Below are 26,754 nucleotides of genomic sequence, written 5' to 3'. Positions count from 1 at the left end.
TTATTTATAAAGAGCTATAACTCAAAAACACAATTAATGTTGTGGTTTTTTTGCTATTTGCGCCATTAGTTCTGCTTCTGCTACTAATTTTCCATTAGCGTATGCATTGGCCTGCATGTGACAAATCCCTCTTCTAATAGGAGTTATCAAGTCACATTTAAATATTAGTGTATCACCTGGTAACACTTTATGTTTGAATTTAACATTATCCATCTTCATGAAATAAGTCAAATAATTTTCTGGATCTGGCACCGTACTTAATACTAAAATACCTCCCGTTTGAGCCATAGCTTCTACTATTAAAACTCCAGGCATTACAGGTGCTTCTGGAAAGTGTCCAACAAAAAAGTTTTCATTCATGGTAACATTTTTCATACCTACCACATGACTTTCAGACATTTCGATGATTCTGTCAATCAACAAAAATGGAGGTCTATGAGGTAAAACCGACATGATTTTATGAATATCCATCAATGGTTCTTGGTGTAAATCATAAGTTGGAACAAAATTACGTTGTTCTATTTTGATGATTTTAGCCATTTTTTTAGCAAACTGAGTGTTTACAAAATGTCCTGGTTTGTTGGCTATAATTTTACCTTGAATTTTAGTACCAATTAATGCCAAATCACCCACAACATCTAGTAATTTATGTCTAGCCGCTTCGTTAGGATAGTGTAATGTAAGATTGTCTAAAATTCCGTTTGGTTTTACATTCAAAGTATCTTTACCAAATGCCACTTTTAAGTTAGCCATGGTACTATCTGAAATATCTTTGTCTACATATACAATGGCATTATTTAAGTCTCCTCCTTTGATTAGACCATTTTCTAATAATGATTCCAATTCATGTAAGAAGCTAAAAGTTCTAGAGTTTGCGATTTCTGTTTTAAAATCTTCTAAGTTTTTAAGAGTGGCATTTTGTGTGCCTAAAATTTTAGTTCCAAAATCAACCATTGTAGTTACGCTATATGAATCGCTAGGCATAACTAAGATTTCACTTCCAGATTCTTCATCTGTAAAGGAAATTACTTCTTTGACTACATAGACATTTCGTTTCGCGTTTTGTTCTTCTATACCAGCGTTTTCAAGGGCTTCAACAAAATATTTAGAAGATCCATCCATGATAGGCAACTCTGAAGCGTTTAATTCAATGATAACATTGTCTAAATCGCAACCTTCTAATGCAGCTAAAACATGTTCAGGAGTTTGTATTTTTACACCTAATTTTTCCAAATTAGTTCCTCTTTGTGTATTCACAACATAATTTGCATCTGCTTCAACAACAGGATGTCCCTCTAAGTCAACTCTAACAAAAGTAAAACCGTTATTTACTGGAGCAGGTTTGAAAGTCATTTTCACTTCTTTACCTGTGTGCAATCCCACACCAGTTAGGGAAATTTCTGTTTTGATGGTCTTCTGTTTAACCATTGTTTACGTTTTTTGTGTTTAATATTTGTTTCTTTAACTCTTCAATTTCAGTAATTATTTTGGGCAAATTTTTGAAGTGTACATAAGATTTGCTAAAATCATTATAGCCAAATGTAGGGCTCCCTTGTAACACTTCATTGTCTTTGATATTTCTTCCTACCCCCGATTGTGCTTGGATACGAACGTTGTTTCCAATGGTCAAATGACCTGCGATACCTACTTGACCGCCAATCATTCCATTTTTTCCTATTTTGGTAGATCCTGCTATTCCTGTTTGCGCTGCAATAACGGTATTCTCCCCTATTTCAACATTATGCGCAACTTGTATCTGATTGTCTAATTTAACCCCTTTTCTAATAATTGTTGAGCCCATTGTAGCTCTGTCAATAGTAGTACAAGAGCCTATTTCAACATCATCTTCAATGATAACATTTCCAATTTGTGGGATTTTTTTAAAGGTTCCATCAGCATTGGGAGCAAAACCAAATCCATCAGAACCTATAATAGTACCTGAATGAATTTTACATTGATTCCCTATTTCAGTATCTGAATATATTTTGGAACCAGCATAAATAGTAACATTGTCTCCTATTTTTACATTATCACCGATGTAACAATTAGGATAAATTTTCACATTATCACCTAATCTGACATTGGTGCCAATATAGCTAAAACTTCCCAAATAAAGATGATGGCCATAAACAGTACCTTCTGAAATGACAGATGGTTGTTCTATTCCTACCTTATGACTTTTTACTTGATCGTAAAATTCTAATAATTTTGTAAAAGACAAATAAGCATCTTCAACTTTAATTAAGGTTGTTTTTAGTTCATTTTCAGGGATGAAAGATTTGTTAACAATAGTGATTGTTGCTTGAGTTGTATAGATGTAATTGTTGTATTTTGGATTAGAAAGAAAAGTCAAAGATCCTTCTTTTCCTTCTTCAATTTTAGCTAATTGATATACTTCAGCATTGGGATTACCTACTACTTCACCTTCTAAAATACCCGCTATTTGTTCTGCTGTAAATTTCATTTTATTTAAATTATTTTTTTACAATACCCTTAACTTTTGTTTAAGTTTTAATGGTATTAAAAAAAAAGATAACCCTTTTTATTTCGACAAAAATATAAAAAAATTGATGTTAAATCTTTATTTGTTCGAGTTGTTTTGGGAAACAAATATAGTATTTAGTTACTGATTTCGATAATGATTTTAAATTCAGCTGATCTGGTGATTCAAAAACATCTTCCACAGAACGGTCTTTCTTTAATATTTTAATCGGTTCGGCTTCCTTGCTATAGGCTTGATTTTTTATCTTTCCTTTGAAAATAAAATAATTAGTATCTCCTAAACTAATATTATTTTGATCAGCGAATTTCTCCTTTAAAAAATCTAAATCATCAATGGTAGGTTTTTCATTAGACAATTTTATTTTGAGTAAATCTCTATTAATAATCATGCTGCTCAAAGATGACAAAATAAAGTCTTCGTTATACTGCCAAGCCTTTAGCGCACTAATAATATCGAAATCATCTAATTGAGCAAATAAATCAAGGTTTTTATCGTCAAAATGTTCCATTGTGATTCTGTTTTTCATAAAAAACAATAATGGCAAGCTACAAGGCAACTCAATCCCTTTAGTTGTTAATTCCTTAGCACGTTTTAAAACTTTGGTCAAAATTAATTCGGCCGCTAAACTGGTTTTATGCAAATAGGCCTGCCAATACATTAATCGTCTGGACATTAGAAATTTTTCAACCGAGTAGATTCCTTTTTCTTCAATAACCAAAACATCATCGACCACATTCATCATCTGAATCAAGCGCTCAGAGTTTACATTCCCTTCTGCGACTCCCGAATAAAAACTATCTCTCTTTAAATAATCCATTCGATCCATATCTAATTGACTTGAAATCAACTGTAACATGAATTTCCGGTGGTATTCACCTTTGAAAACTTTAATCGCTAAATCTAATTGTCCTCCAAATTCCACATTCAACTGTTGCATGAACATTAGTGAAATTTCTTCATGATGTACCTCCTCTACGATACTTTTTTCCATAGTATGCGAAAAAGGACCGTGACCTATATCGTGTAATAAAATTGCAATATATAAAGCATTTTCTTCATCATCATTAATCATAACTCCTTTAAAACGCAATACATCTACTGCTTTTTGCATCAAGTGCATACAGCCTAAAGCATGGTGAAAACGAGTATGATTGGCCCCTGGATATACTAAATATGACAGTCCCATTTGTGTTATTCGACGAAGACGCTGAAAGTACGGGTGCTGAATTAAATCATAAATTAACGCATTGGGTATGGTGATAAACCCATAAATAGGGTCATTGAATATTTTTAGTTTATTGATTTTAGGCACTACAACTTCTTTTTAAGGTGGACAAATATATAAAATTTAGCTTTTAAATCCCTTTGAAATATAGCATCATTTGTATTAAGCATCATTTTTTATCCTTAATAAACATCCTTTATAAATGTTTAACATAACTTTAAGTTCGTTTAGTTCGGTAATTACCGAACCAGTTGTAAATTTGCAAAATAAAAATACTAAACATGAGTATAGAAAACGATAGATTAGAGATTATAGAAATGTTTGGGGTGCATTTTGAAAAACTCTACAACATTCCGCCTCTAGCGGCCAGAATATTAGGTATTCTAATCGTTGATGGTTGTAAATCGGGATTGACATTTGATTCATTAGTAGAAAAAATGGGAGCGAGTAAAAGTTCTATTTCAACTAATTTGAATTTACTACTTAAAATGGATAAAATATCCTATTTCACTATTACTGGTGACCGAAAAAAATATTTTAAACCTGCGGCTTTAAGTGATCGATTGGCTAATTATCTAAAATTGATTAATTCAGAAATGGTTATTATAGACAAACTCACTGATTATCGAGAAATGACCGCTTCTTGCCCAGAAGAAAAATGCAATTTGGAAAATATCAAAGCTTATAAAGCACATGTTGTAGAAGTAGGCAATGTATTTACCAAAACCATCAACGAGTTTAAAAAAATAGAAATTAACAATAACAACAATAAATAATTCATCCAATGAAGAAAATTTCATTAACCATTATAAGTTTAGTACTCTTAGTTGCTTGTGGAAAGAAAGAAGAACCTAAAACCCCTCCCGTAATGCCTTATAAAGTGGTGGAAGTTGCAACTTCCAGCACGACTCTATTGGCCGAATATCCTACTACTTTAGAAGGTACAACGGATATAGATATACGTGCCAAAGTGGATGGATATATTGAAAAAATCTATGTGCAAGAAGGTCAGGAAGTTCGTAAAGGACAATTGCTTTTCAAACTAGAAACGCAAACGGCCAATCAGGAAGCAAGTGCTGCCAAAGCAAAAGTGACAGCTGCTCAAGTAGAAGTCAATAGATTAAAGCCACTGGTAGATCGTAATATTATTAGTGATGTACAACTAGAAACTGCCAAAGCCAACTTAGCAAGTGCCAAAAGTACTTACCAAAGTATCATTGAAAAAATCAATTATGCCTCTATCAAAAGTCCGGTAAACGGAATTGTAGGGACGCTCCCATTGCGAATAGGAAGTTATGTGAGTAGTCAAACAGCAGAACCTTTGACTCGAATTTCTGATGTGAGTACCATTTACGCTTATTTTTCAGTGAATGAAAAACAACAATTGGATATTATGATGAACGCTGAAGGAAAGACGTTTCAACAAAAAATTGCCAAAATGCCAACTGTTAACTTGATTCTAAGTAACGGAATTGAATACGAGCAAAAAGGAAAAATTGAAACTTTTAGCGGACAAGCCAATACGCAAACTGGTTCTTTCAACGTTAGAGCACGTTTTCCAAATGCTAATCGTTTATTACGTTCAGGAGTTAGTGGAACCATTCAAATTCCAACACATTTAGAAGATGTTATTTTAATCCCTCAAAATGCTACTTTGGAGTTGCAAGACAAACGTATCGTGTTAGTGGCTGATAAGGAAAATAAAGTGAAATCGGTTCCAGTAGAAGTGCGTGCTGTCCCTGGTGGTCAATTTTTTGTAGTCGACAAAGGATTAAATACAAAGGATAAGATTTTGATTGAAGGAGTAGGAATTGTTGCAGAAGGGACTGAAATCAAACCTGAATTAGTGAATTACGCAACCATCATCAATCCAGAAAAAAAAGCCGTTAACTAACTCCTAAAAAACACAGCATGTTTTCAAAATTTATTGACAGACCCGTATTGTCAACGGTGATTTCTATTATCATCGTTATACTAGGAATATTGGGGTTAATTGCATTACCCGTTTCACAATATCCAGAAATTGCTCCCCCTACCGTATCGGTATCCGCAAACTACCAAGGAGCTAGTGCCGAGGTGGTAATGAACTCCGTAGTAATTCCGCTTGAAGAACAAATCAATGGTGTAGAAGACATGGCCTACATGACTTCTACTTCCAATAATGATGGTTCGGCATCCATTAATATCTTTTTTAAATTGGGTACAAACCCTGATTTAGCTGCGGTAAATGTACAAAACCGTGTGGCAAGAGCTGCTTCGTTATTGCCACAAGAAGTAACCAAAGCCGGTGTAACCACCTCCAAAAAGCAAAGTGATAATATCTTGATTTTATCTTTATACAGTGAAAATCCAGAATACGATATTACTTTTCTTCAAAACTATGCGAATATCAATCTTTTGCCTAAAATTAAACGTGTTCCCGGTGTAGGAGATGCTATTATTTTTGGTCAAAGAGATTATTCGATGCGTATTTGGCTTAAGCCAGATGTTATGGGAGCCTATGGCTTAGTTCCATCGGATATCACGGCCCTATTAGCGGAACAAAATATTGAAGCCGCTCCAGGTCAATTAGGTGAAAGTGCCGATCAATCTTTTCAATATACTTTAAAATACAAAGGACGTTTGCAAAGCACTCAAGAATTTGAAGATATTATCGTTCGCTCTACTCCTAACGGTGAAGTGCTAAAATTAAGTGATGTAGCCCGAATTGAACTGGGAGCTGTTAATTACGCTAGTAATTCCTATACTAACGGAAACCAATCTATAGCTATTGCAATTGCACAAACTGCAGGTTCGAATGCGCAAGAAGTAATTGAAGGCTCGCTAAAAGTATTGGAAAAATCAGCCGTTAATTTCCCAAAAGGTGTCAAATACGCCACTTTGATTAATGCCAATGATTTCTTGGAAGAATCAATTACTAAGGTGGTACACACTTTGATTGAAGCATTCATCTTGGTGTTTATTGTAGTTTTTGTTTTCTTACAAGATTGGAGATCAACCTTGATTCCTGCGATATCTGTACCTGTGGCGATTATTGGAACTTTCTTTTTCCTGAGTTTATTTGGATTTACGATTAACTTACTCACGCTATTTGCGCTAGTACTCGCCGTCGGAATTGTCGTCGATGATGCCATTGTGGTCGTTGAAGCCGTCCATGCCAAAATGGAAGCGGGAGAACACGATCCTAGGAAAGCAGCACACAGTGCCATGGGCGATATTAGTAGTGCGATTATTTCGATTACTCTGGTGATGTCGGCGGTATTTATTCCTGTTTCCTTCATTAGTGGTTCGGCGGGAGTTTTCTACAAGCAATTTGGTTTGACATTAGCCATTGCCATTGTACTATCGGCTATTAATGCCTTGACCTTATCTCCAGCTTTGTGTGCAATTTTCTTGAAAAATCATGGCGAGAAAAATCATAAAGGTTTTATGGACCGTTTTTATTCTGCCTTCAATACAGGATTTGAAACGACTACTTCCAAATACAAAAGAGCTGTCGAGTTTTTAATCAATCGAAAATGGCTGGCTTTCTTAGGAGTTGCCATTTTTGTTGGAATATTTATTTTGTTAATAAATATCACCCCAAAAGCCTTTGTGCCGAGTGAAGACACTGGAGCTATCCTTTCAGACGTTTCTTTAGCACCAGGAACTTCTCTAGAGCGAACAGAAGAAATTTTGGTTCAAATCGAAGATAAAGTAAAAGACATGCCTGAGGTCAAAGAAGTTTTGCGTATTTCAGGTCGAAGTTTGATTAGTGGAACTGGAAGTAATTACGGAATGGTTATTTTGAAACTAAAACCTTGGTCAGAACGTAAAGGTGATAATCAAGAAATAACAGCTGTTGTACAGGAATTGTTCAAGCGTTCTGCTACTGTTAAAGATGCAAAAGTATTGTTTTTTGCTCGTCCTACCTTGACTGGTTTTGGATACTCAAACGGTTTTGAATTCCAATTACAAGATCAAAAAGGAGGTACTATTGCAGAACTGAATGAAGTGAGAACCAAATTTTTGGCCGACTTAAATAGTCGTCCAGAAGTGAAGTACGCAGCAACCAACTTTTCACCGAATTTCCCTCAATACCGAATGGATTTGAATGTGGCAGCGATTAAAAAATCGGGTTTAAGTGTTACAGATGTTTTAGGAACCATGCAAGGCTATTATGGTGGTGTTTACGCATCCAATTTTAATAAATTTGGAAAACAATACCGTGTCATGTACCAGTCTGAACCACGATTTAGAAGAGATCCTGAATCGTTGAACAAAGTATTGGTTAGAAATAATAAAGGACAAATGGCTCCTATTTCACAATTTGTAAGCTTAGAGAAAGTATTAGGACCTCAAGCCATAGATCGATTTAATTTATTTACATCATTAAAAGTTGTGGGAGCTCCTAATGAAGGATTCAGTACTGGTGACGCCATCAAAGCAGTGGAAGAAGTAGCAGCTCAGAGTTTGCCTCTTGGGTACGGATACGAATACTCTGGAATGACCCGTGAGGAAATCAGTTCGGGTAGTCAAACCTTGTTTATTTTCTTATTGTGTTTAGTCTTTGTTTATTTCTTACTAGCTGCACAATATGAGAGTTATATTTTGCCATTTGCAGTATTAATTTCATTACCAATTGGTTTAGCAGGAACTTATATTTTTGCTTATTTCTTTAACTTGAGTAACAATATTTACCTCCAGATTACCTTAATCATGTTGATTGGACTTTTGGCCAAGAATGCGATTTTGATTGTAGAATTTGCTGCCGATGCTAGACGAAAAGGTTTGAGCATCACACAAGCAGCCGTACAAGGTGCAGTGGCTCGTTTACGTCCTATTTTGATGACTTCCTTTGCCTTTATTCTTGGATTAATGCCATTGATGTTAGCGAGAGGCGCAGGAGCTGTGGGTAATAAAGCCATCGGAACCGGAGCCATTGGTGGAATGTTAATTGGTACTGTTTTGGGAGTATTCGTGATTCCGATTTTGTTTATCGTTTTCCAAACTTTACAAGAGAAGGTTTCCATAAAACCCCTGCCAAAGTCTCCAAAAGCAGATGTTAAAACTTTAGAAAATTAAAATGAAAAATAAAATATATAAAGTAGGTTTCCTCGTATTAACTACGACCCTATTGCAATCTTGTTTTGTTGCCAAAGATTACCAACGACCGGAAGTAAAAACTGATAAATTATATCGTAGCGAACTGTCAACTACTGATTCTCTCTCGATGGCGAATCTCAGTTGGAACAAAATTTTCACCGACCCTGTTTTGCAGGCTTACATCCAAAAAGGATTATCTAATAATTTGGATATCCGAATTGCGATGCAGAATTTAACCGCTGCCGAGGCTACCATGAAGCAAGGCAAAGCAGGCTACTTCCCTACTCTAAGCGTTTCTACAGACTGGACGCATCAGGAACTATCCAGAAACAGTCAGTTTGGAGCTATTGTGAGAGATCGTAGTGTAGACCAATTTCAATTGGCAGGAAGTCTAAGTTGGGAGGCCGATATTTGGGGAAAAATAAGAAGCAATAAAAGAGGTGCCCAAGCCGCTTTTTTACAAACCCAAGCCGCCAACCAAGCCATTAAAACGCAATTAATCGCATCCATCGCAGCTACTTATTACCAGTTGGTGACAATTGACGAGCAAATCAAAATTGCCGAAAACACCTTGACCAACAGAGACAAAAGTATCGAAACCATTTTAGCGCTGAAAAAAGCGGGATTGGTTACTGAAGTAGGTGTCAAACAAACCGAAGCACAAAAATATGCTACAGAATTGATCATTGCCGATTTGAAAAACAGCACGCTTTTGTTGGAGAACACACTTTGCGCACTACTAGGACAAGGACCAACATCAATTGAAAGAGCCAGTTTTCCTAACTCACAACTCAATCCTGAAATTACAGTTGGCGTTTCTAGTAGTTTGCTCCGAAATCGTCCAGATGTGATTGCGGCTGAATACAATTTGATTACCAATTTTGAAATGACTAATGTAGCTAAAAGCAGTTTTTACCCTTCTTTGAAAGTAACCGCTACAGGAGGTTTGCAAAGTATAGATATCCAAAAATGGTTGAGTGCCAACTCGATTTTTGCGAGCGTGATTACAGGTTTGACCCAACCTATTTTTAATCAACGCCAAATCAAAACAAGGTACGAAATCGCCAAGGTCAATCAAGAAAAAGCCTATCTGCAATTTGAACAATCGCTCTTAACAGCAGGAAAAGAGGTCTCAGATGCCATGGCACTGTATAAGAACGAAACCTATAAAATTTCGGTTAGAGAAAAACAGGTCGAAGCTTTGACCAAAGCCGCTAATTATTCTGATGAGCTTTTGACCTATGGATTGGCTAACTATCTGGAGGTATTGACTTCTAAAAATGACGCTTTGAATGCCGAATTAAATTTGGTAGACAATAAGTACCAACAATACAAAGCCATTATTCAATTATACAGAGCCTTAGGTGGCGGATGGCAATAAAAGTTAATCTTTAGTTAGGTTATAATTGGTTGATTAATTAAAAGTCACTAGGTTTTCCTAGTGGCTTTTTTCGTTTAGGTATTACTAAAATAGTCTTAGGTTGTCAGACTGAGCTAAGCCTGCCCTGAGTATATCGAAGGGTCGAAGCCCATCTTAACTCCCCACTCCCCACTTCTCAGCAGCTATTCCCGTCATCCGTTACAAGGAACTTGGTTTCAAACCCTTTTTCTAGGCGCTGGCAGGAGCTTCTTGGAGTCGCTCTACCACCACCAGAAAAAAGTGGTTTTCAACCTGCGTTCGCTTTTCACTTCTACCGGGGCTAAGGCGATTGGTATAAATAATAACGTCATTATGGTTTCCTGTAACACTCATAATAAAGAAGGAATTATCTTTGAAAAATGTTAATAACTGAAAGAATAGTTGTAAGTATTTTTGGAGATTAAGTTGTATGTTTGGGAAAGTAAAATATTATGATTGTCAGACATAGTTACCTGATTTTGGGGTGATAGGTTTGATGTTGACAGATTTATAAACAAGTTGTGTGTCATGCTAAAACCGACACTGCTAACAAAACAAAAATTTGAAATGATTACTAAATTAAACATAAATAAAGTTGCCAGTTACAAGAATCCAACAGCTTTGGAAACGGACAAAAAGGTAAACCTTGTTTATGGTTTAAACGGAACAGGAAAAAGTACTTTATCAAATTTTTTAAACCAACATAGTGACGAAAAATATAAAGACTGTACAATTGAAGCATTGGACGAAAGTCACGAAATAATAGTATACAATCAAAAATTTATTTCAGAAAACTTTTTTGAACCTGAAAACCAAAAAGGAATTTTCACTCTTTCTAAAGAAAATAAAGAAGCGGAAACTAATATTGCTAATGCAATAAAAGAAATTTCAACACTAAAAATTGAAGAAGAAACAAAAAGTAAAGAGCTTGAAATTGAAAAGACTGCAATTAACCAAAAAGAAAATATTGCAAAAGATTCTATTTGGAAAATTAAAACAGATTATAGCGGAGGCGATAGAGTTCTTGAATTTTGTTTAGAAGGACACAAAGGTTCCAAAGATAGTTTATACAATCAAATTATTAGCTTAACTAAACCAAATACCAAGCCTGCAAAAAATATAGACGATTTAAAAAGTGATTTACAATCAATTTCAGGTGACAATGCTCAAAAATTCACCACTTTGTCACAAATTACATTTTCATCACAAAGCGTTGAAAACGAAAGTTTGTTTAACAACCAAATTGTAGGTAATGAAAATAGTTCTGTTTCTCGATTAATCAAAGAACTTGGTAATTCAGATTGGGTAAAAACAGGTTTGCTTTTTTTGCCAGAAACAAAAACTCAAGAAAATTCCACTTGTCCTTTTTGCCAAGAAAAAACTATTTCAAACGAATTAATTGAAAACATAAAAAATTATTTTGATGTTACATACGAAACAGATGTGAATTCATTGAAATCTTTTTTAGAAGAATATTCAGAATGTATTCAAAAAATCCCAAGTAAATCATATTTTGAAGCAAATCCTAAATTTGAAAATTACAGCAAGGACTTTGAAATTAAATATAATGAGTTTATCAAAGTTGTTGAAAACAATAGAAAACTTATTGAAGACAAAATAAGAACGCCAAGTGTTTCTATTGCTCTTAATAATTCATCTGATTTATTACATGAATTAAACGATATTATTACTAAAATCAACTTGCTTATTACTGAACACAATAATAATATTGACCAAAAAGAAACAGTAAAAAGAAATATCAAAAAAACTTTTTGGGAAATAATGCGTTGGGATTATGATAACAAAATCAGTTCTATTGTTACTGAAAAATTAACTTCAAAAAATAAAACTGATTCTTTAGTAGTTACGTTAAAAGAAATTTCAACAAAAATTACTACTCAAAACGAAATTATTGCTAAACAACAAAAACATACTATTAATATTGGAGAAGCTGTTGCTAATATAAAAAATGGATTGGTTGATTTAGGTATTACAGATTTTGAAATCAAAAAGCATTCTGAAAACCTATACAAAATAGTACGAGGAGAAAATGAAGACAAAGTTTTTCGCTCATTAAGTGAAGGAGAAAAAATGATTATTAGTTTCCTTTATTTTATAGAATTATGCAGAGGAAAAAAAGAAGCAACTGAAACAGGGAAAAAGAAAATTATTGTAATTGATGACCCAATCTCAAGTTTATCTCACATTTACATTTTCAATATAGGAAGACTTATAAAAAATGAATTTTTCGGAAAAAAGCAAAGTAAGAAAGATGCAGCAGGAGAAAAAATTGTAGAATGGCAATATAAATATGAACAAGTTTTTATCTTAACACATAGTTTGTATTTCTTTTATGAAATTACCGAAACAAAACACGATGAAAGAAAAGAAACACAAAAACTTTTTCGATTGTCAAAAAACGAACAAGGAAGTTCTTTTACATCAATGAGTTACGAGGAAATACAAAACGATTATCAAGCATATTGGTTTATAATTAAAGATGAATCGCAACATCCCGCATTAATAGCCAATTGTATGAGGAACATAATTGAGTATTTCTTTAATTTTGTTGAAAAGAAAGACTTAAATAATTTCTTTTTACAAGGACCTTTGAACAGTAATAGGTTTCAAGCATTTTACAGATATATTAACCGAGAATCACATTCCGTAGGACAAAATATATTTGACTTTAAAGAATTTAATTATCAAGATTTCAAAGAAGCTTTTTCAGAACTTTTTAAAATTGCAGGTTATGAAGCGCACTATAAAAAAATGATAAAAAGATAAAAAAATAATAGCACGAAGTCATAGCTCGCTGTCACTCCAATCTGGTGCTCGTTTGCAACGAGTACCTACTTAAATGGATAAACAAATCGTAGCGTTTGCAACGCGGTAATTTTACCCATACACCTTCATACAAAGAAACTTCATAAAGTATATTAACCAAGATTACTAAAAAGCTTTCAGACACGTCACTTCGAGTGATTTTGACTAGTAACGCGACAGCTTTACTAGTCAAAATTGTATCGAGAAGGTTTTGTACACATAAGCGTTCTCGATACTTCCGAAGCTTCGGGATTAATAAAAATCCTATCGCATTTTTCATTAAATCGAACTGACGAACCGTTGTAATAGTTGAATTTTAAGTGATGGCAAGTCTCCAGGCGCTCACTAGCAAAAGATTTTTTACCCTAATCTGGTGCTCGTTTGCAACGAGTACCTACTTAAATGGATAAACAAATCGTAGCGTTTGCAACGCGGTAATTTTACTCGCTTCGCAAAGTTGGGGACATTTGTCTTTACTTTGAATTAGATAAAAAATATAAAGGTCTTGCAATTCTAATTATAATGAAAAACATAAAACTTTTTTTATAGAAATTCTCATCTTGGAAAGACAAAAAGAATCGTTAGATGATTTTTACCTATTCAAACAAAAAATGAGCTTTATCTACAATTGAATATTATTCTTTAATTAAAGTTCTCTTTAATATTGTTTTTTCTGTGCAAATTCATTAAATTAGTGCATTAATCCTTCATTTTTTTAACAAATAACTAATAAACATAATCTTATAGCATACTAGAATCGCGTCCATATACCAGAAAATAATAATTAATACCCACAAAAAAAATAGGTTAATGTATGAGTGAATATATTAAAATTAAACGGGGATTGAATCTCAAATTGATAGGAGAAGCTGTTAAAACAGTGGTGGACTTGCCTATTGCTGAAACATTTGCTATAAAACCAAAAGATTTTGTCGGGCTTACCCCAAAGTTACTAGTAAAAGTAGGAACAAATGTCCTAGCAGGAACTCCTTTATTCTTTGATAAAAACAATGAAGAAATTCTGTTTTGCGCTCCTGTAAGTGGAGAAATTATTGAAATTGTACGCGGTGCTAAAAGAGTTATCTTAGAAGTTAAAATTCTAGCCGATAGAGAGATTACATACACGCCATTTGAACGAAGTGACCCCAATCAGCTTTCTCGTAAAGAAATTATCCAACAGCTTTTAAAAAGCGGTGTTTGGCCTTTTATACGCCAGCGTCCTTATGGAACCATAGCCAATCCTAGTGATACTCCAAAAGCAATCTTCATTTCAGCTTTTGACACCAATCCGCTAGCCCCAGATAACGATTTTGTTATTGCGGGCAAGGAAGTGCATTTTCAATCAGGAATTGATGCCTTAAAGCAACTAACTTCAGGTAAAATTCACTTGAATGTAGCTGCCAACAGTTCCCCTGCTCCTGCTTTTACTCAGGCTCAAAACGTGCAAATCAATAGTATCTCAGGACCGCATCCTGCAGGAAATGTAGGTGTGCAAATTCACCACATTGACCCTATCAATAAAGGAGAAATCGTTTGGTATGTGCAGCCACAAGATGTAGTGATTATTGGAAAATTGTTCACTGAAGGCGTTTTTGATGCTTCCAGAACCATTGCCGTTACTGGCGCGCAGCTGAACCAACCACAGTATTACCAAACAGTAGTAGGTACGACCATCAAAAACATACTAGCAGATGCTGGACTCAAAGAAGGCGATAACCGCGTCATCAGCGGTTCTATTCTATCGGGAAGCCAAATTCCAGCCGACGGTTTTTTAGGGTTTTATGACAGCCAAATTACGGTAATACCTGAAGGAAATAAATACGAATTTATGGGTTGGCTAGCACCTGGATTGAATAAATTTAGTATGTCACGTACATTTTTCTCATGGCTCACACCTGATAAAAAACACAATTTGAATACAAATTTACATGGTGAAGAGCGTCCGTTTGTGATGACAGGACAATACGAAAAAGTCTTCCCTATGGATATTTACCCTGTGCAACTACTAAAATCTATTTTGATAGAAGACATTGACATGATGGAAAAGCTAGGAATCTATGAAGTAGCCGAAGAAGATTTTGCGCTTTGTGAATTGGTCTGTACATCTAAGATAAAATCTCAAGAAATCATTCGCAAAGGATTAGATATCATGCGAAAGGAGTTTAGCTAATTTTTTTTAAAAACCATATAACTAGATATAGTATTTACGCTGTAAATATTTATCTAACCATATTAAGACATATAAGTTTTTTTAATATTTATTAAGCTTAAGGCAAGGCTTAATGGAAGAACATAAAAGTCGATTTGATGCAAAGTTAAAATTGTTGTTAATATTTGAATGCAATCGTAATTAAGAAGGAGTTTTTAATATCATTCGTTGCCGCAGTCGAGTGTCAAATGTTTGAAGAATCCTTAAAAAGAAAAGCTGTCTGAGAGATAGCGAGTATACACATTTTGAAATTGCCATTTTTAAGAATAAAATCATTATTTAATATAAGGTTATTTTAATAATAAGTAAAACATAATATAAAGCAACACAAAACTCATATAATCTAATAGTTACCAAATTTAATAATTTAAAAAAAACATCTGAATTTGAAACCACTTAGAAACTTACTTAACAATCTCAAACCAAACTTTGAAAAAGGAGGGAAACTAGAGAAATTCTACCCTGCCTTTGATGCGTTTGAGACTTTCTTATTTGTCCCCAATCATACCACCAAAAGTAAAGGCACCCATGTACGCGATGCAATCGATTTGAAACGCACCATGATTTTGGTGGTACTTTCTATGATTCCCTGTTTGCTTTTTGGGATGTGGAATATTGGGTACCAACATTACCGTGCATTAGGAATGACGGATGTTACCTTAATTGACAACTTTATTTTTGGAGCTATCAAAGTACTTCCGCTGGTTTTAGTTTCTTATGGCGCAGGTTTGACCACTGAATTTGTTTTTGCCATTATTCGAAAGCACACTATAAATGAAGGCTTTTTGGTTTCTGGAATGTTGATTCCGCTCATCATGCCAATTGATGTTCCTTTGTGGATGTTGGCAGTGGCAACCATATTTGCCGTTATCATCGGGAAAGAAGTTTTTGGCGGAACGGGAATGAATATATTAAACCCAGCACTAACTGCCAGAGCATTTTTGTTCTTTGCCTACCCTACTAAAATGTCTGGAAACGAAGTTTGGATAAATACTAGCACTGAGCCTGGTCAAACCGTTGTGGATGCTTATACAGGAGCCACGGCACTAGGCGATGCCGCAGCGGGCTATGCAGGTAAAATTCCATCCATCATGGAGTCTTTTATAGGAACTATTCCAGGCTCGGTGGGAGAAACTTCAACAGCAGCTTGCTTAATTGGAGCGGCTATTTTATTGTACACGGGAATTGGTAGTTGGCGCATCATGTCTTCCGTTTTTGCAGGAGGCCTTTTGATGGCGTTTATCTTCAATTTATTTAGCTTGAATACTTTAATGCAAATCAGTCCCCTGCACCATTTGGTATTGGGCGGTTTTGCCTTTGGAGCTGTATTTATGGCTACTGATCCTGTGAGTGCCACCCAAACCAATAGAGGTAAGTATATCTACGGTTTTTTGATAGGATTGCTAGCGATTCTCTTTAGAGTATTTAATCCTGCTTATCCCGAAGGAATGATGCTAGCCATTTTATTTATGAATGTGATGGCTCCTCTAATTGATCATTACGTTCTTGAAGCCAACATTAAAAAAAGATTAAAAAGAGTAAAGTCAATACAGAAACAAAATGGATAAAGACAGCAACAAAGCCACATTTATTTTCTCCTCTGTGATGGTGGTAGTGATTGCTATACTGCTATCTCTCACAGCAACCAGTTTAGCTCCCTTCCAGGAGAAAAATATTCGAATTGAGAAAATGAAAAACATACTTACTAGTGTTTCAATAACTACTGAAACAAAGCAGACCGAAACTGCTTTCAATCAATATATTACCCAACAGATTGTTTTAAACAACAAGGGAGAAGAGGTAACGGGAAGTGTGAAAGCATTTGACATTGATCTCAAAAAGGAATTAGACAAACTTAAAACTGGAAAAGCACAGGAACGGTTGTTTCCCCTTTTTATTTGCAACAAGGAAGGAAAGTCATTCTATATAATTCCCATAAGAGGAAAAGGATTGTGGGGACCTATTTGGGGATATATCTCCTTAGAAAGTGATATGAATACCGTTTATGGGGTCAGTTTTGGTCACAAAAGTGAAACCCCAGGCTTAGGTGCCGAAATTGAAACGGAAAAGTTTCAGCAACAGTTTGTTGGGAAGAAAATATTTGATGAATCTGGAAAATTTGTTTCTGTTAGTGTAGTCAAAGGCGGAGCAAAACCAGATGATTTACACAGTGTTGATGCTGTTTCTGGTGCCACAATTACTAGTGATGGTGTCAGTAAAATGTTTGAAAGCACCTTAAACAACTATATTCCCTATTTCAAAAAACAGGGAACTCTAGCAATCAAAAATTAAAAAAGTATAGGATATGAGCAAAGAAACCATCGCAGTTCCTGCAAAACCTAAAAAAAAGAAAGAGCCTTTGTTTTCACTCAAAAACAAAAGACTGCTTTACGACCCTTTAAATGACAACAATCCCATCACAGTACAAGTTTTGGGAATTTGTTCTGCCTTGGCGGTTACCGTAAAAATGAAACCTTCATTAGTAATGGCACTAGCTGTGATTGTAGTTTGCGCTTTTTCGAATGTTATCATTTCATTGATTCGAAATATTATTCCAAACCGAATCCGAATTATTGTGCAACTGACCGTAGTGGCTACGATGGTGATTTTAGTCGATCAATTTTTAAAAGCTTTTGTATTTGACGTCAGTAAGCAATTATCGGTTTTTGTTGGCTTGATTATCACCAATTGCATCATTATGGGGCGCTTAGAAGCTTTTGCCATGTCTAATAAACCTTGGCCAGCATTCTTGGACGGAATAGGTAACGGTTTTGGCTATGGATTGATTTTGGTTATTGTTTCAATGATTCGTGAATTGTTTGGTTCGGGTGAATTGATGGGCTATCGGGTTGTTCCAAATTCCATGTATGAATTGGGTTATTTCAACAACAGTCTCGCCATTATGCCGCCTATGGCTTTAATTATAGTAGGCGTTCTTATTTGGATACAAAGAAGTAAAAATCAAAAACTAATCGAATCAAAATAATTTGATACAGGAAACTTTAAAGTTATTAGTATGGAGTATATCAATATATTTATAAAAGGGATTTTTATCGAGAACATGATTTTCGCCTATTTTCTTGGCATGTGTTCGTATTTGGCCATTTCTAAAACGGTAAAAAATGCTTTAGGACTAGGAATTGCAGTAACTTTTGTACTATTTATATCAGTTCCTGTTTGTTATATGTTAGAAAAATATGTCTTAAAGGCAGGAGCGTTAGAATGGTTATCTCCAGACTTTGCGTCAGTTGACCTTAGTTTTTTAAGTTTTATCATGTTTATAGCTACGATTGCTTCCATTGTACAATTGGTAGAAATGATTGTTGAAAAATTTGCCCCAGCTCTATACACTAGTCTGGGGATATTCTTGCCCTTAATAGCGGTAAATTGTTCCATTCTAGGAGGGGCTTTGTTTATGCAAGAAAGAGAATACGCCTCCATAGGAGAAGCTACTACTTTTGCCCTTGGTTCTGGTGTGGGATGGTTTTTAGCCATAGTAGCTTTGGCTGCCATTAGAGAAAAATTAAGATATTCCAATGTGCCGGGGCCTTTGAGAGGCTTAGGAATTACATTTATTTTGACAGGCTTGATGGCAATAGCATTTATGAGCTTTATGGGGATTTCATTATAATCTATAATCCAATTGAAAATGACACTATTAAATATTGATAGCACGACAATAATCTGTAGCATAATTGTATTTTTACTATTCAATTCGCTATTAGTCTATATTATTTTATATGCAAAATCTAAATTGAGTCCTTCAGGATTGGTTAAGATAGTCATCAATGAGGAGGACGAACTGGAAACCGAAGCTGGTTCTACCCTACTTTCTACCTTGTCTAATAAAAAAATATTTCTGCCTTCAGCTTGCGGTGGTGGAGGAACTTGTGGTATGTGTAGATGTCAAGTTATATCAGGCGGTGGTGCCATTTTACCCACAGAAGTCCCTTATTTTTCTAGAAAAGAGCAGCAAGACAACTGGAGGTTAGGATGTCAAGTTAAGGTAAAACAGGATATGGAAATAGTTGTTCCGGCCACAGTAATGGGAATTAAAAAATGGGAATGCGAAGTCGTTTCTAATAATAATGTGGCTACTTATATCAAAGAATTTGTAGTCAAATTGCCTGAGGGAGAATTTCTAGACTTTCAATCAGGTTGCTATATTCAGCTGGATGTGCCTGAATGTGAAATCGATTTTAAAAATGAATTGTACAAAATTGACGACCGTTTCAAAGAGGATTATGATAAATATGGGATTTGGGATTTGACAATGAAAAACTCAGAACCTATTTTTAGAGCTTATTCCATGGCAAACCATCCAGCGGAAGGTAACATTATTATGCTTAACATTCGACTCGCTACTCCTCCTTTTGACCGAAAAGTGGGGGGATTCATGAAAGTAAATCCTGGTATTGCCTCTTCTTATGTGTTTTCTCGAAAACCAGGTGATAAAGTCACTATTGCAGGGCCTTTTGGCGATTTCCACATCAAACAAACACAAAGAGAAATGATTTACATAGGTGGAGGCGCTGGAATGGCTCCTTTGCGTTCTCATTTATTTCATCTGTTTCATACTTTGAAAGAAAAGAACCGAAAAGTGAGTTTTTGGTATGGAGGAAGATCTGCCAAAGAACTGTTTTATACGGAAGATTTTAGAGAAATTGAAAAAGATTTCCCAAATTTCGAATACGATATTGCCCTTTCTGAACCATTACCCGAAGATAATTGGACTGGATATACTGGTTTTATTCATAATGTTTTATACGAAAATTACTTAAAAAATCATGAGGCTCCTGAAGATGTAGAATACTATATTTGTGGACCACCTATGATGAATGCAGCCGTTTTTAAAATGCTTGACGAACTTGGAGTTCCACAAGAAAATATTGCTTTTGATGATTTTGGTGGTTAGAGGATTAAGTTGCCACGAAGGCAAAAAGACTCAAAAAAATAAAACATTCAATTAATCTATTTTAGGAAAACCTTTGGACCTTAGTTTCTTTGTGGTAATAAAACATAATTTTATGATAAAAACTTTTTTTATCCTTCTTTTTACATTGTTTTTACTAACGCGTTGTTCTTCCCAAAAAGTTGAAATCATAAAACTTGAAGGAAAAGCACAAGGAACCACTTATCACATTACCTATCTGTCTGACAACGGTATTATTTATAAAAAAGAAATTGATTCGCTGTTAAATGTTATCGATGCATCAATGTCTACTTGGATTCCCACTTCAATTATTTCCAGAATAAATAATAATGAACAAAATGTAGTTATAGATAATTATTTCGAAACCGTTTATACTAAATCAATTGAAGTATCTGAAAAAACAACTGGTGATTTTGATATAACGGTAGGTCCTTTGGTCAATGCTTGGGGATTTGGTCCAACAAATAAAAATAGTTTAAGTAAAATTCAAGTAGATAGTTTACTGCAACTGGTGAATTATAAAAAAGTCTCGTTAAAGAATAACCAAGTCAGTAAGGAAAATCCAAATATCAAAATAGATTTCAATGCTATCGCACAAGGCTATTCAGTTGATGTTTTAGCTCGTTTTCTAGAGACTAAAGGAATCAATAATTACCTAGTCGAATTGGGAGGCGAAATAATCTCCAAAGGCAAAAAAGGTGATATTGATTGGAAAGTAGGAATTGAACAACCCAACGAAGAACAAGCAATTGAAAGAAAATTAGAAGCCATAATTAATTTAAAGAACAGAGCACTGGCTACCTCAGGAAATTACAGGAAATTTTATATTGAGGGCGATCAAAAGTTTTCTCATATCATCAATCCAAAAACAGGTTATCCTGCTAAGCATAATTTACTAAGTACCACCGTTATTGCTGATGATGGTATTACAGCTGATGCTTATGCTACCGCTTTTATGGTGATGGGGTTACAAAAGTCAATCGATTTTCTTGAAAAAAACAAAAAAATGAACCTTGAAGTTCATTTCATCTATGATGAAAATGGAAAATGGAAAACCTATACTTCCAAAAGTTTAGAAAATCGTATCAAAAAAATACCTTAAGATTTGCATTTCTCTTGAGGTTTTGCACCACAAACACTGCAAGACTCCCCTTCCTTACCTTGAAACATGGGATTGTTACTGCTACAAGTTCCTGAAAAACTTCCATTTTTTTTCACTAGAAGTTTGATTGCAATACCAGCTATTGCTAACCCCAAAAGCAGAACAGAAAGAAGAATAGTTGTCATAATAATGGTTTTCTAGTGGTTTCTATTTTGCTTTAGTTCCGTGAATATAAGAATCGAGATGATCAATAGTGTTTTTTTGTAATTCGATAATGGATTTGACCACGTCACCAATGGAGACAATTCCAACTACTTTATCTTCTTCCATAACCGGTAGATGTCTCACTCTTTTATTGGTAATTACATCCATGCAATAGTAGATATCATCTGTTGGTTTAACACTAATGATTTCATCATCCATGATCTCATGAACAAAGGTTTCTTTTGAACTTTTATTCTTTAAAACAATTTTTCGGGCATAATCTCTTTCAGATAAAATGCCTTTCAAAATATTGTCTTCAATTACTAAAACAGATCCTATGTTATTCTCCCCCATTATTCTTAATGCTTCGTATACAGAAATGGTTGAAGGAATGAAGTGTATCTTACTATCTTTTTCGTTTAATATTTGATTTACAGTCATAATAGATGGATTTATGTTATCCTTAAATTTAATAAAAATATCTGTTCAATGTTATAATTTTTAGTTAATTATTTGTCTTTAACGCAATTTATCACCTACAAAAAAAGCTCAAGAATTAATTAGTTGAGCTTTTTACAGACGTTTATACAAACAACGAATTGCTTTTATAATACTTATGTCATATCCGTTTTTAATGTGGCATTTATATTGTCAATGTTTTTACTTCGGTCAAAATAATAAAGAGTAAATTACTAGTAAATGCTATTTCAAAATATTTTTTGACATATTTTTATAAACATAGATTAAGATATTGATAGCCTCGAGCAATTAACATGGCCAATCCAAAACTTAGGAGTGTCCCTATTAGTACATATTCTGTTAAATTGCGGTCTTTAGCATTATTTAAATCACCGAAACGGAAAATAGATTTTGCTCCTAATAAAAAACCGACTCCCTCCCAGTAATTCATGACTACAAATGAAAAAATAAAAAGTCTTTCTAACATTCCAATATATTTTCCAGCTTGATTGGGGTTTTCGTCTTTCATTTTCCATTTAGAAAGTAAAACCCGCATTAATATTGCTGTCACCTGTGTTTGCATGATGATTGCCATCACTACTAACATGAGTTTAGGGATAGAAATAATAGTAGTGTCAAGCGTATAGGGTTCGTAAAAATAAACAACCAGGGCGATAACTATAAAATGAGCCAATTGGTCCACAAAAAAGAGAAGAATTTCATTTTTTTTGTTTTGAAAACTAACTTTAGCCCAATCGATGATAAAGTGACTAAACATAATTGATAAAATTCCCAACCAATATTGGAATTGAAATTGCAAAACAATTAGAAGTACCAATCCGTGTACGCCAATATGATAAAATAAATATTTAAGTTGATTCTTAGCGCTTAACTTAGCTTTTACCCATTTATCAGGTTGAAGTATAAAATCGCCGACAAAATGTGCTAATAAAAAAGAGATAAATAAGCTTAACATAATTCGGAAATGCTTTGTTGATAATATACTAGCAATTGATGAAGTTCGTCGTACCCTCCCCTTTTTAATGCTTCGCTAATATTTCCTTGCCCTTTTTTGTGGAGATTATCGGCGATATCTTTTTGATTCATCTCAGGATTTTGAAGTTTAAAAAGGACTACTTCAGCCGTCTTTACAGTCCATTTATCCATGGTCAAAGTAGCTAAATCCAGCATGATATTTAAAGTAATATTGCAATTTTCCCAAGGTGTTTTTATAGCTAAAGTTTGTTTTTTTAAGGAATCAAAACAAGTCCCAGAATTTACAAAAGCTGTTCCATTAGATTCTGTTGCTTTATCAGCTTGGTAATCCATTTCTCCAATACCTATCGCCATCCGAATATTGATTGCTTTACTTTTTAAATAAGATTTAATGATAAAACTTAAAATTAAGGCTTGCTCTGGTGCAGTAATTATTTGAAAACTATCACCACGGTAAATTTCCCAATCTTTAGGACTAGTCCCGTATTGACTTAAAATTTCTTTCAATGCTATCAACCAAACTTCTACAGCGGTTTTCCGTGAATGAACAATATCTCCTGTAATGACTGCAAACATAAAATTGAATTTTATTTGTAAATATATCTACTTTAAAGCAGATAATTAAATATATCCTACTAAAAGCAGATATTTAATCCTATCGGTTTAAAAATAGATTATTCTGGTAAACTATTTCTTATGAATTATTTGAGGAATCAAATTTACATTTGATAAAAATAAGTAAATTTTAAAACAAATACTACTTTTTATAAAAACGTACCGAAAAGTTAATACTGCTCATACCAATTAAATTTTTGCTGTACAATGGTTCTCTTTTCGGTTTTTATATAGTCTAATAAGGCTTTGGAAATAGGGGAATGTTTTTTTCCTTTTAACCAAATCAAACTCCAGTTCGTTTTAATAGGTAAACCTTCTACTGGGATAATTTGTAACTCATTGTTATGCAACTCATTTTTGATCCCAATTAAAGGCATTATTGAATACCCTAAACCTGCTATTAAGGCTTGCTTTACAGCTTCGTTGGATGTTAGTTCCATTTTTTTAAGCACTGCAATATCATTTTGTTCAATGAATTTCTCCATCGTTTGTCTGGTTCCAGAACCATTTTCCCTAAAAATTAAAGGCAGGTCTTGAAAAACCTTTTTGATGTTCTTTTCTCCATTATATTCGGTTTCAGTATTTCCAACCAAGTACAATTTATTTTGAAGCAAATCCAATTGTTCAATATCCAGAGAAGTGGGAACGATGGACACTAAGGCAAAATCTACCTCATTATTTTTCAAACTTTCCAGCACTTTACTCTTATTAGTCACGTCCATCTGAAGTTCGATTCCAGTATGTACTTTCATAAAGTCAGCCAAAAAGTATGGCATAATGTACTTACCAGTGGAAACAATAGACAGTTTTAGTTTACCTGCTAATTGCCCCTTGTAAGCCATTGTTTTGTAGTTAATGGCTTGAACTTGGTTTAGGATATTTTCGGCAGCTTCGGCAATTTCATGACCAAAATCAGTGATGTAAATTTTCCGTCCAATTACCTCTGTAAGCGGAATATCAAATTGGTCTTGAAAATTTCGAAGTTGGATAGAAACGGCAGGCTGAGTCAAATGCAACTCTTCTGAAGCCTTGGTAACGCTCTTTGTTTGTACAATTTTTAGAAATATCTGTAATTGATTCAGTGTATAGTTCATAAATATATTTTATGGATTACATTACAAATATAAATAAAAATTTATGGAATAGTTTATTCAATTTTGCACCAGAAAAAAATAACAATTAAAAATTTTCAATCATGCAAAATCCACAAGAACTAAAATTAATTGACGGAACGTATTTACCAAAAGAGGCAACAGAAATTTTGCTAAATCTTTATGACAAAAAAATAAATTTCCACGAGTTAAAGGATTTTAGCACGCAGGTATGCACCGGCAGCGCAGATTCAAAATCGGTTCAACGAATACCGGAACTAAAAGCTGATGTGGAAACGATCAAAATGCTAATTCAAAAGGCAGAAAGTAACAATCAAAAGCTAACGATTAAATCTATTATACATATTGATTTGGAGCAAAACTAATTGCTTTAAAAGCAAATCAAAACATTTTATAATCCTTCTAAAAAAACAAAATGAATTTTAATCTACTCACAGAAAATTTAACGAACCCAGCCTTACTTTTTTTTGTCCTTGGTATTATTGCGGCCTATTTAAAAAGCGATCTTGAAATACCGCAAAATTCTTCAAAATTCATTTCTTTATATTTATTATTTGCCATCGGGTTTAAGGGTGGTCAGGAATTGTCACACGAAACATTTAATACCGAGATCGCTTTATCAATCGTATTTGGAATTTTCATCTCGCTCAGTATTCCGCTTTATACTTTTTTTATCTTAAAAAAGAAACTCAATGTCTTCAATGCTGGAGCCATTGCTGCAGCTTATGGTTCTGTGAGTGCGGTAACATTTGTAACGGCGGTATCTTATCTTGAAACACAAAATTTACAACTACATGGACATATGGTAGCCATCATGGCCTTAATGGAAAGTCCTGCTATTATTATTGGATTAATATTGATTACGATTTTTAATAAAAATGACTCTAATGCAGTCAAAAAAAGAATGGTCATCAAACACTCTTTAACAAATGGAAGTGTACTACTTATTTTGGGGAGTTTAGTAATTGGTTATATGGCAAATGCGCATCAAGCAGAAGGAATCAAACCTTTTACAAACGACCTCTTCAAAGGGTTTCTAGCTATCTTTCTTTTAGATATGGGAATTACAAGCGGTAAAAAACTGAAATCATTTTTCTCCTTTGGCTGGTTTCCTTTTCTATTTGCTATAATTATCCCTTTATTCAACGGCTGTCTCTTTGCAATTCTAAGCTCATTTGTAACAGAGGATATTGCTAACCGATTCATATTCGCCATTTTAGCTGCTAGTGCTTCCTATATCGCAGTACCTGCCGCCATGAAAATTACGGTTCCAAAAGCAAATCCAGGACTGTTCTTACCAATGGCCTTAGCGGTTACTTTCCCTATAAACATCACAGTAGGAATGCCAATTTATTACCTAGTAATTCAATCTTTCTAATAAAAAAAGATTACAAACCAAACTGAGTTATACAATTACAACGATCCTAAATACCACGAAAAAGGGGTTGGACTTTAAAAGCCAACCCCTTTTCAATTTTAATCTATACTTGATTTTTGTTTTACAAATCAATCCCTAATGAAAATTGCCAAACCCTGTTAAAAGTTTTGTTCTCTTCATACAACTCCCCTAGACCTAAATGGTAACGAACACCAATACTGATTCCTGAATCTGATTTTAATCCAAGTCCGAAATTCATTCCCCAGTCAAATTTTCTTGGATCATATTCGTTTGAACTACTAAATAAAGGTCCAGAATATTCTTCTTTGTGCGTTACAGCAAAACCAACTTGAGGTCCGATTTCAAAAAAGAAATTATCTGCTGGATAAGCTTTGAACATTAAAGGGACATTGATGTAATTTAGTTTTTGAGTGAATTTTGAATTACCATTATTAACCACATAACCTTGTTGTGAAAACATTACTTCGGGTTGAATAGCGAAGTTATCACTAACAAATGATTCTCCATAAAGTCCAATATGAAAACCATGGCGTTGATCAGTTTCTCCATCACCATCAAAGTTTACAGCCGCTAAATTATAACCTCCTTTAATCCCTACATGAGATTTATCAGCAGTGTTTTCTTGAGCGAAGATAGCGCTAAAATGAGCGAAGCATAAGGCAAGTACTAAATGTGTTGTTTTCATTT

General features: G+C 34.2%; 23 protein-coding genes. 14 read left to right on the top strand and 9 right to left on the bottom strand.

Annotated elements, in window-relative coordinates:
• Window positions 1-33: 33 nt before the first annotated feature.
• The 3 genes from ACNH59_RS13445 to ACNH59_RS13435 all read right to left on the bottom strand — a co-directional run bounded on the left by ACNH59_RS13445 (window position 34) and on the right by ACNH59_RS13435 (window position 3,815).
• The gene (locus ACNH59_RS13445; protein ID WP_418263038.1) at window positions 34-1,428 is read right to left on the bottom strand and encodes a bifunctional UDP-3-O-[3-hydroxymyristoyl] N-acetylglucosamine deacetylase/3-hydroxyacyl-ACP dehydratase; all 1,395 of its coding nucleotides are present in this window, start codon (window positions 1,426-1,428) and stop codon (window positions 34-36) included.
• Window positions 1,421-2,464, bottom strand: coding sequence for a UDP-3-O-(3-hydroxymyristoyl)glucosamine N-acyltransferase (lpxD, locus tag ACNH59_RS13440; protein ID WP_418263037.1), 1,044 nt, complete (start codon window positions 2,462-2,464; stop codon window positions 1,421-1,423). Before lpxD ends, ACNH59_RS13445 begins: the two co-directional genes overlap by 8 nt.
• 109 nt (window positions 2,465-2,573) lie before the next feature.
• The gene (locus ACNH59_RS13435) at window positions 2,574-3,815 is read right to left on the bottom strand and encodes an HD domain-containing protein (RefSeq protein WP_418263036.1); all 1,242 of its coding nucleotides are present in this window, start codon (window positions 3,813-3,815) and stop codon (window positions 2,574-2,576) included.
• Window positions 3,816-4,009: 194 nt separating this feature from the next.
• Here ACNH59_RS13435 and ACNH59_RS13430 point away from each other — a divergent pair, with 194 nt between their 5' ends.
• The 12 genes from ACNH59_RS13430 to ACNH59_RS13375 all read left to right on the top strand — a co-directional run bounded on the left by ACNH59_RS13430 (window position 4,010) and on the right by ACNH59_RS13375 (window position 21,282).
• Window positions 4,010-4,504 (top strand): GbsR/MarR family transcriptional regulator, encoded by a 495-nt coding sequence (locus ACNH59_RS13430; protein ID WP_418263035.1) that lies wholly within the window; start codon window positions 4,010-4,012, stop codon window positions 4,502-4,504.
• An 8-nt stretch (window positions 4,505-4,512) separates the two neighbouring features.
• Window positions 4,513-5,622, top strand: a complete 1,110-nt coding sequence (locus ACNH59_RS13425) for an efflux RND transporter periplasmic adaptor subunit (protein ID WP_418263034.1) — start codon at window positions 4,513-4,515, stop codon at window positions 5,620-5,622.
• 17 nt (window positions 5,623-5,639) lie between these two features.
• Window positions 5,640-8,792 carry an efflux RND transporter permease subunit gene (locus tag ACNH59_RS13420; protein WP_418263033.1) on the top strand — a complete coding sequence of 1,051 codons (3,153 nt, stop codon included), beginning with the start codon at window positions 5,640-5,642 and terminating at the stop codon, window positions 8,790-8,792.
• A 1-nt stretch (window position 8,793) separates the two neighbouring features.
• A complete protein-coding gene (locus ACNH59_RS13415) occupies window positions 8,794-10,194 on the top strand; it encodes an efflux transporter outer membrane subunit (RefSeq protein WP_418263032.1) in 1,401 nt (466 codons plus the stop codon).
• Between the two features lie 585 nt (window positions 10,195-10,779).
• Window positions 10,780-12,999, top strand: a complete 2,220-nt coding sequence (locus ACNH59_RS13410) for an AAA family ATPase (protein ID WP_418263031.1) — start codon at window positions 10,780-10,782, stop codon at window positions 12,997-12,999.
• An 853-nt stretch (window positions 13,000-13,852) separates the two neighbouring features.
• Window positions 13,853-15,208: a Na(+)-translocating NADH-quinone reductase subunit A gene (locus ACNH59_RS13405; protein WP_418263030.1), complete on the top strand. Its 1,356-nt coding sequence runs from the start codon at window positions 13,853-13,855 to the stop codon at window positions 15,206-15,208.
• Between the two features lie 425 nt (window positions 15,209-15,633).
• Window positions 15,634-16,815, top strand: coding sequence for an NADH:ubiquinone reductase (Na(+)-transporting) subunit B (locus tag ACNH59_RS13400; protein ID WP_418263029.1), 1,182 nt, complete (start codon window positions 15,634-15,636; stop codon window positions 16,813-16,815).
• Window positions 16,808-17,539, top strand: coding sequence for an NADH:ubiquinone reductase (Na(+)-transporting) subunit C (gene nqrC / locus ACNH59_RS13395; protein WP_418263028.1), 732 nt, complete (start codon window positions 16,808-16,810; stop codon window positions 17,537-17,539). Before ACNH59_RS13400 ends, nqrC begins: the two co-directional genes overlap by 8 nt.
• Window positions 17,540-17,552: 13 nt before the next feature.
• Entirely contained in the window at window positions 17,553-18,233 is a 681-nt protein-coding gene (locus ACNH59_RS13390) for an NADH:ubiquinone reductase (Na(+)-transporting) subunit D (RefSeq protein WP_418263027.1), read from the top strand.
• A gap of 30 nt (window positions 18,234-18,263) precedes the next feature.
• Complete coding sequence (gene nqrE / locus ACNH59_RS13385) at window positions 18,264-18,878, top strand: NADH:ubiquinone reductase (Na(+)-transporting) subunit E (protein WP_418263026.1); 615 nt, start codon at window positions 18,264-18,266, stop codon at window positions 18,876-18,878.
• A gap of 18 nt (window positions 18,879-18,896) precedes the next feature.
• Complete coding sequence (nqrF, locus tag ACNH59_RS13380; RefSeq protein WP_418263025.1) at window positions 18,897-20,162, top strand: NADH:ubiquinone reductase (Na(+)-transporting) subunit F; 1,266 nt, start codon at window positions 18,897-18,899, stop codon at window positions 20,160-20,162.
• A gap of 112 nt (window positions 20,163-20,274) precedes the next feature.
• Window positions 20,275-21,282 carry an FAD:protein FMN transferase gene (locus ACNH59_RS13375; protein WP_418263024.1) on the top strand — a complete coding sequence of 336 codons (1,008 nt, stop codon included), beginning with the start codon at window positions 20,275-20,277 and terminating at the stop codon, window positions 21,280-21,282.
• On the opposite strand, the gene ACNH59_RS13370 is transcribed toward ACNH59_RS13375, so the two are convergent.
• From ACNH59_RS13370 to ACNH59_RS13350, 5 genes are all read right to left on the bottom strand, one after another.
• Window positions 21,279-21,467 (bottom strand): membrane or secreted protein, encoded by a 189-nt coding sequence (locus tag ACNH59_RS13370; RefSeq protein WP_418263023.1) that lies wholly within the window; start codon window positions 21,465-21,467, stop codon window positions 21,279-21,281. The two genes, ACNH59_RS13375 and ACNH59_RS13370, sit on opposite strands and share 4 nt — an antisense overlap.
• A 22-nt stretch (window positions 21,468-21,489) precedes the next feature.
• Window positions 21,490-21,927: a CBS domain-containing protein gene (locus ACNH59_RS13365; RefSeq protein ID WP_418263022.1), complete on the bottom strand. Its 438-nt coding sequence runs from the start codon at window positions 21,925-21,927 to the stop codon at window positions 21,490-21,492.
• 289 nt (window positions 21,928-22,216) lie between these two features.
• Complete coding sequence (locus tag ACNH59_RS13360; protein ID WP_418263021.1) at window positions 22,217-22,921, bottom strand: DUF3307 domain-containing protein; 705 nt, start codon at window positions 22,919-22,921, stop codon at window positions 22,217-22,219.
• A complete protein-coding gene (locus ACNH59_RS13355; protein ID WP_418263020.1) occupies window positions 22,915-23,517 on the bottom strand; it encodes a transcriptional regulator in 603 nt (200 codons plus the stop codon). Before ACNH59_RS13355 ends, ACNH59_RS13360 begins: the two co-directional genes overlap by 7 nt.
• A 209-nt stretch (window positions 23,518-23,726) precedes the next feature.
• On the bottom strand, window positions 23,727-24,650 hold the full coding sequence (locus tag ACNH59_RS13350; RefSeq protein ID WP_418263019.1) for a LysR family transcriptional regulator: 924 nt from the start codon (window positions 24,648-24,650) through the stop codon (window positions 23,727-23,729).
• A gap of 101 nt (window positions 24,651-24,751) precedes the next feature.
• Between ACNH59_RS13350 and ACNH59_RS13345 the strand changes: the two genes are divergently transcribed.
• Both ACNH59_RS13345 and ACNH59_RS13340 read left to right on the top strand, forming a co-directional pair.
• The gene (locus ACNH59_RS13345; RefSeq protein WP_418263018.1) at window positions 24,752-25,033 is read left to right on the top strand and encodes a hypothetical protein; all 282 of its coding nucleotides are present in this window, start codon (window positions 24,752-24,754) and stop codon (window positions 25,031-25,033) included.
• 50 nt (window positions 25,034-25,083) lie between these two features.
• Complete coding sequence (locus tag ACNH59_RS13340; protein ID WP_418263017.1) at window positions 25,084-26,046, top strand: sodium-dependent bicarbonate transport family permease; 963 nt, start codon at window positions 25,084-25,086, stop codon at window positions 26,044-26,046.
• Between the two features lie 121 nt (window positions 26,047-26,167).
• Here ACNH59_RS13340 and ACNH59_RS13335 read toward each other — a convergent pair whose 3' ends face one another.
• A complete protein-coding gene (locus ACNH59_RS13335) occupies window positions 26,168-26,752 on the bottom strand; it encodes a porin family protein (protein ID WP_418263016.1) in 585 nt (194 codons plus the stop codon).
• Between the last annotated feature and the right edge of the window lie 2 nt (window positions 26,753-26,754).

It is taken from the genome of Flavobacterium faecale, from assembly GCF_048320115.1.
Classification (GTDB): domain Bacteria; phylum Bacteroidota; class Bacteroidia; order Flavobacteriales; family Flavobacteriaceae; genus Flavobacterium; species Flavobacterium faecale_A.
Note: the sequence above shows the minus strand (reverse complement) of the source record. Positions and strands in the feature narration are given on the sequence as shown.

What these genes read in the sequence shown, in the direction of transcription:
- ACNH59_RS13445 (WP_418263038.1), bottom strand. Translation starts at nt 1,428, where the DNA reads ATGGTTAAACAGAAGACCATCAAAACAGAAATTTCCCTAACTGGTGTG.
- lpxD (WP_418263037.1), bottom strand. Translation starts at nt 2,464, where the DNA reads ATGAAATTTACAGCAGAACAAATAGCGGGTATTTTAGAAGGTGAAGTA.
- ACNH59_RS13430 (WP_418263035.1), top strand. Translation starts at nt 4,010, where the DNA reads ATGAGTATAGAAAACGATAGATTAGAGATTATAGAAATGTTTGGGGTG.
- ACNH59_RS13425 (WP_418263034.1), top strand. Translation starts at nt 4,513, where the DNA reads ATGAAGAAAATTTCATTAACCATTATAAGTTTAGTACTCTTAGTTGCT.
- ACNH59_RS13420 (WP_418263033.1), top strand. Translation starts at nt 5,640, where the DNA reads ATGTTTTCAAAATTTATTGACAGACCCGTATTGTCAACGGTGATTTCT.
- ACNH59_RS13415 (WP_418263032.1), top strand. Translation starts at nt 8,794, where the DNA reads ATGAAAAATAAAATATATAAAGTAGGTTTCCTCGTATTAACTACGACC.
- ACNH59_RS13410 (WP_418263031.1), top strand. Translation starts at nt 10,780, where the DNA reads ATGATTACTAAATTAAACATAAATAAAGTTGCCAGTTACAAGAATCCA.
- ACNH59_RS13405 (WP_418263030.1), top strand. Translation starts at nt 13,853, where the DNA reads ATGAGTGAATATATTAAAATTAAACGGGGATTGAATCTCAAATTGATA.
- nqrC (WP_418263028.1), top strand. Translation starts at nt 16,808, where the DNA reads ATGGATAAAGACAGCAACAAAGCCACATTTATTTTCTCCTCTGTGATG.
- ACNH59_RS13390 (WP_418263027.1), top strand. Translation starts at nt 17,553, where the DNA reads ATGAGCAAAGAAACCATCGCAGTTCCTGCAAAACCTAAAAAAAAGAAA.
- nqrE (WP_418263026.1), top strand. Translation starts at nt 18,264, where the DNA reads ATGGAGTATATCAATATATTTATAAAAGGGATTTTTATCGAGAACATG.
- nqrF (WP_418263025.1), top strand. Translation starts at nt 18,897, where the DNA reads ATGACACTATTAAATATTGATAGCACGACAATAATCTGTAGCATAATT.
- ACNH59_RS13375 (WP_418263024.1), top strand. Translation starts at nt 20,275, where the DNA reads ATGATAAAAACTTTTTTTATCCTTCTTTTTACATTGTTTTTACTAACG.
- ACNH59_RS13370 (WP_418263023.1), bottom strand. Translation starts at nt 21,467, where the DNA reads ATGACAACTATTCTTCTTTCTGTTCTGCTTTTGGGGTTAGCAATAGCT.
- ACNH59_RS13365 (WP_418263022.1), bottom strand. Translation starts at nt 21,927, where the DNA reads ATGACTGTAAATCAAATATTAAACGAAAAAGATAGTAAGATACACTTC.
- ACNH59_RS13360 (WP_418263021.1), bottom strand. Translation starts at nt 22,921, where the DNA reads ATGTTAAGCTTATTTATCTCTTTTTTATTAGCACATTTTGTCGGCGAT.
- ACNH59_RS13355 (WP_418263020.1), bottom strand. Translation starts at nt 23,517, where the DNA reads ATGTTTGCAGTCATTACAGGAGATATTGTTCATTCACGGAAAACCGCT.
- ACNH59_RS13350 (WP_418263019.1), bottom strand. Translation starts at nt 24,650, where the DNA reads ATGAACTATACACTGAATCAATTACAGATATTTCTAAAAATTGTACAA.
- ACNH59_RS13345 (WP_418263018.1), top strand. Translation starts at nt 24,752, where the DNA reads ATGCAAAATCCACAAGAACTAAAATTAATTGACGGAACGTATTTACCA.
- ACNH59_RS13340 (WP_418263017.1), top strand. Translation starts at nt 25,084, where the DNA reads ATGAATTTTAATCTACTCACAGAAAATTTAACGAACCCAGCCTTACTT.
- ACNH59_RS13335 (WP_418263016.1), bottom strand. Translation starts at nt 26,752, where the DNA reads ATGAAAACAACACATTTAGTACTTGCCTTATGCTTCGCTCATTTTAGC.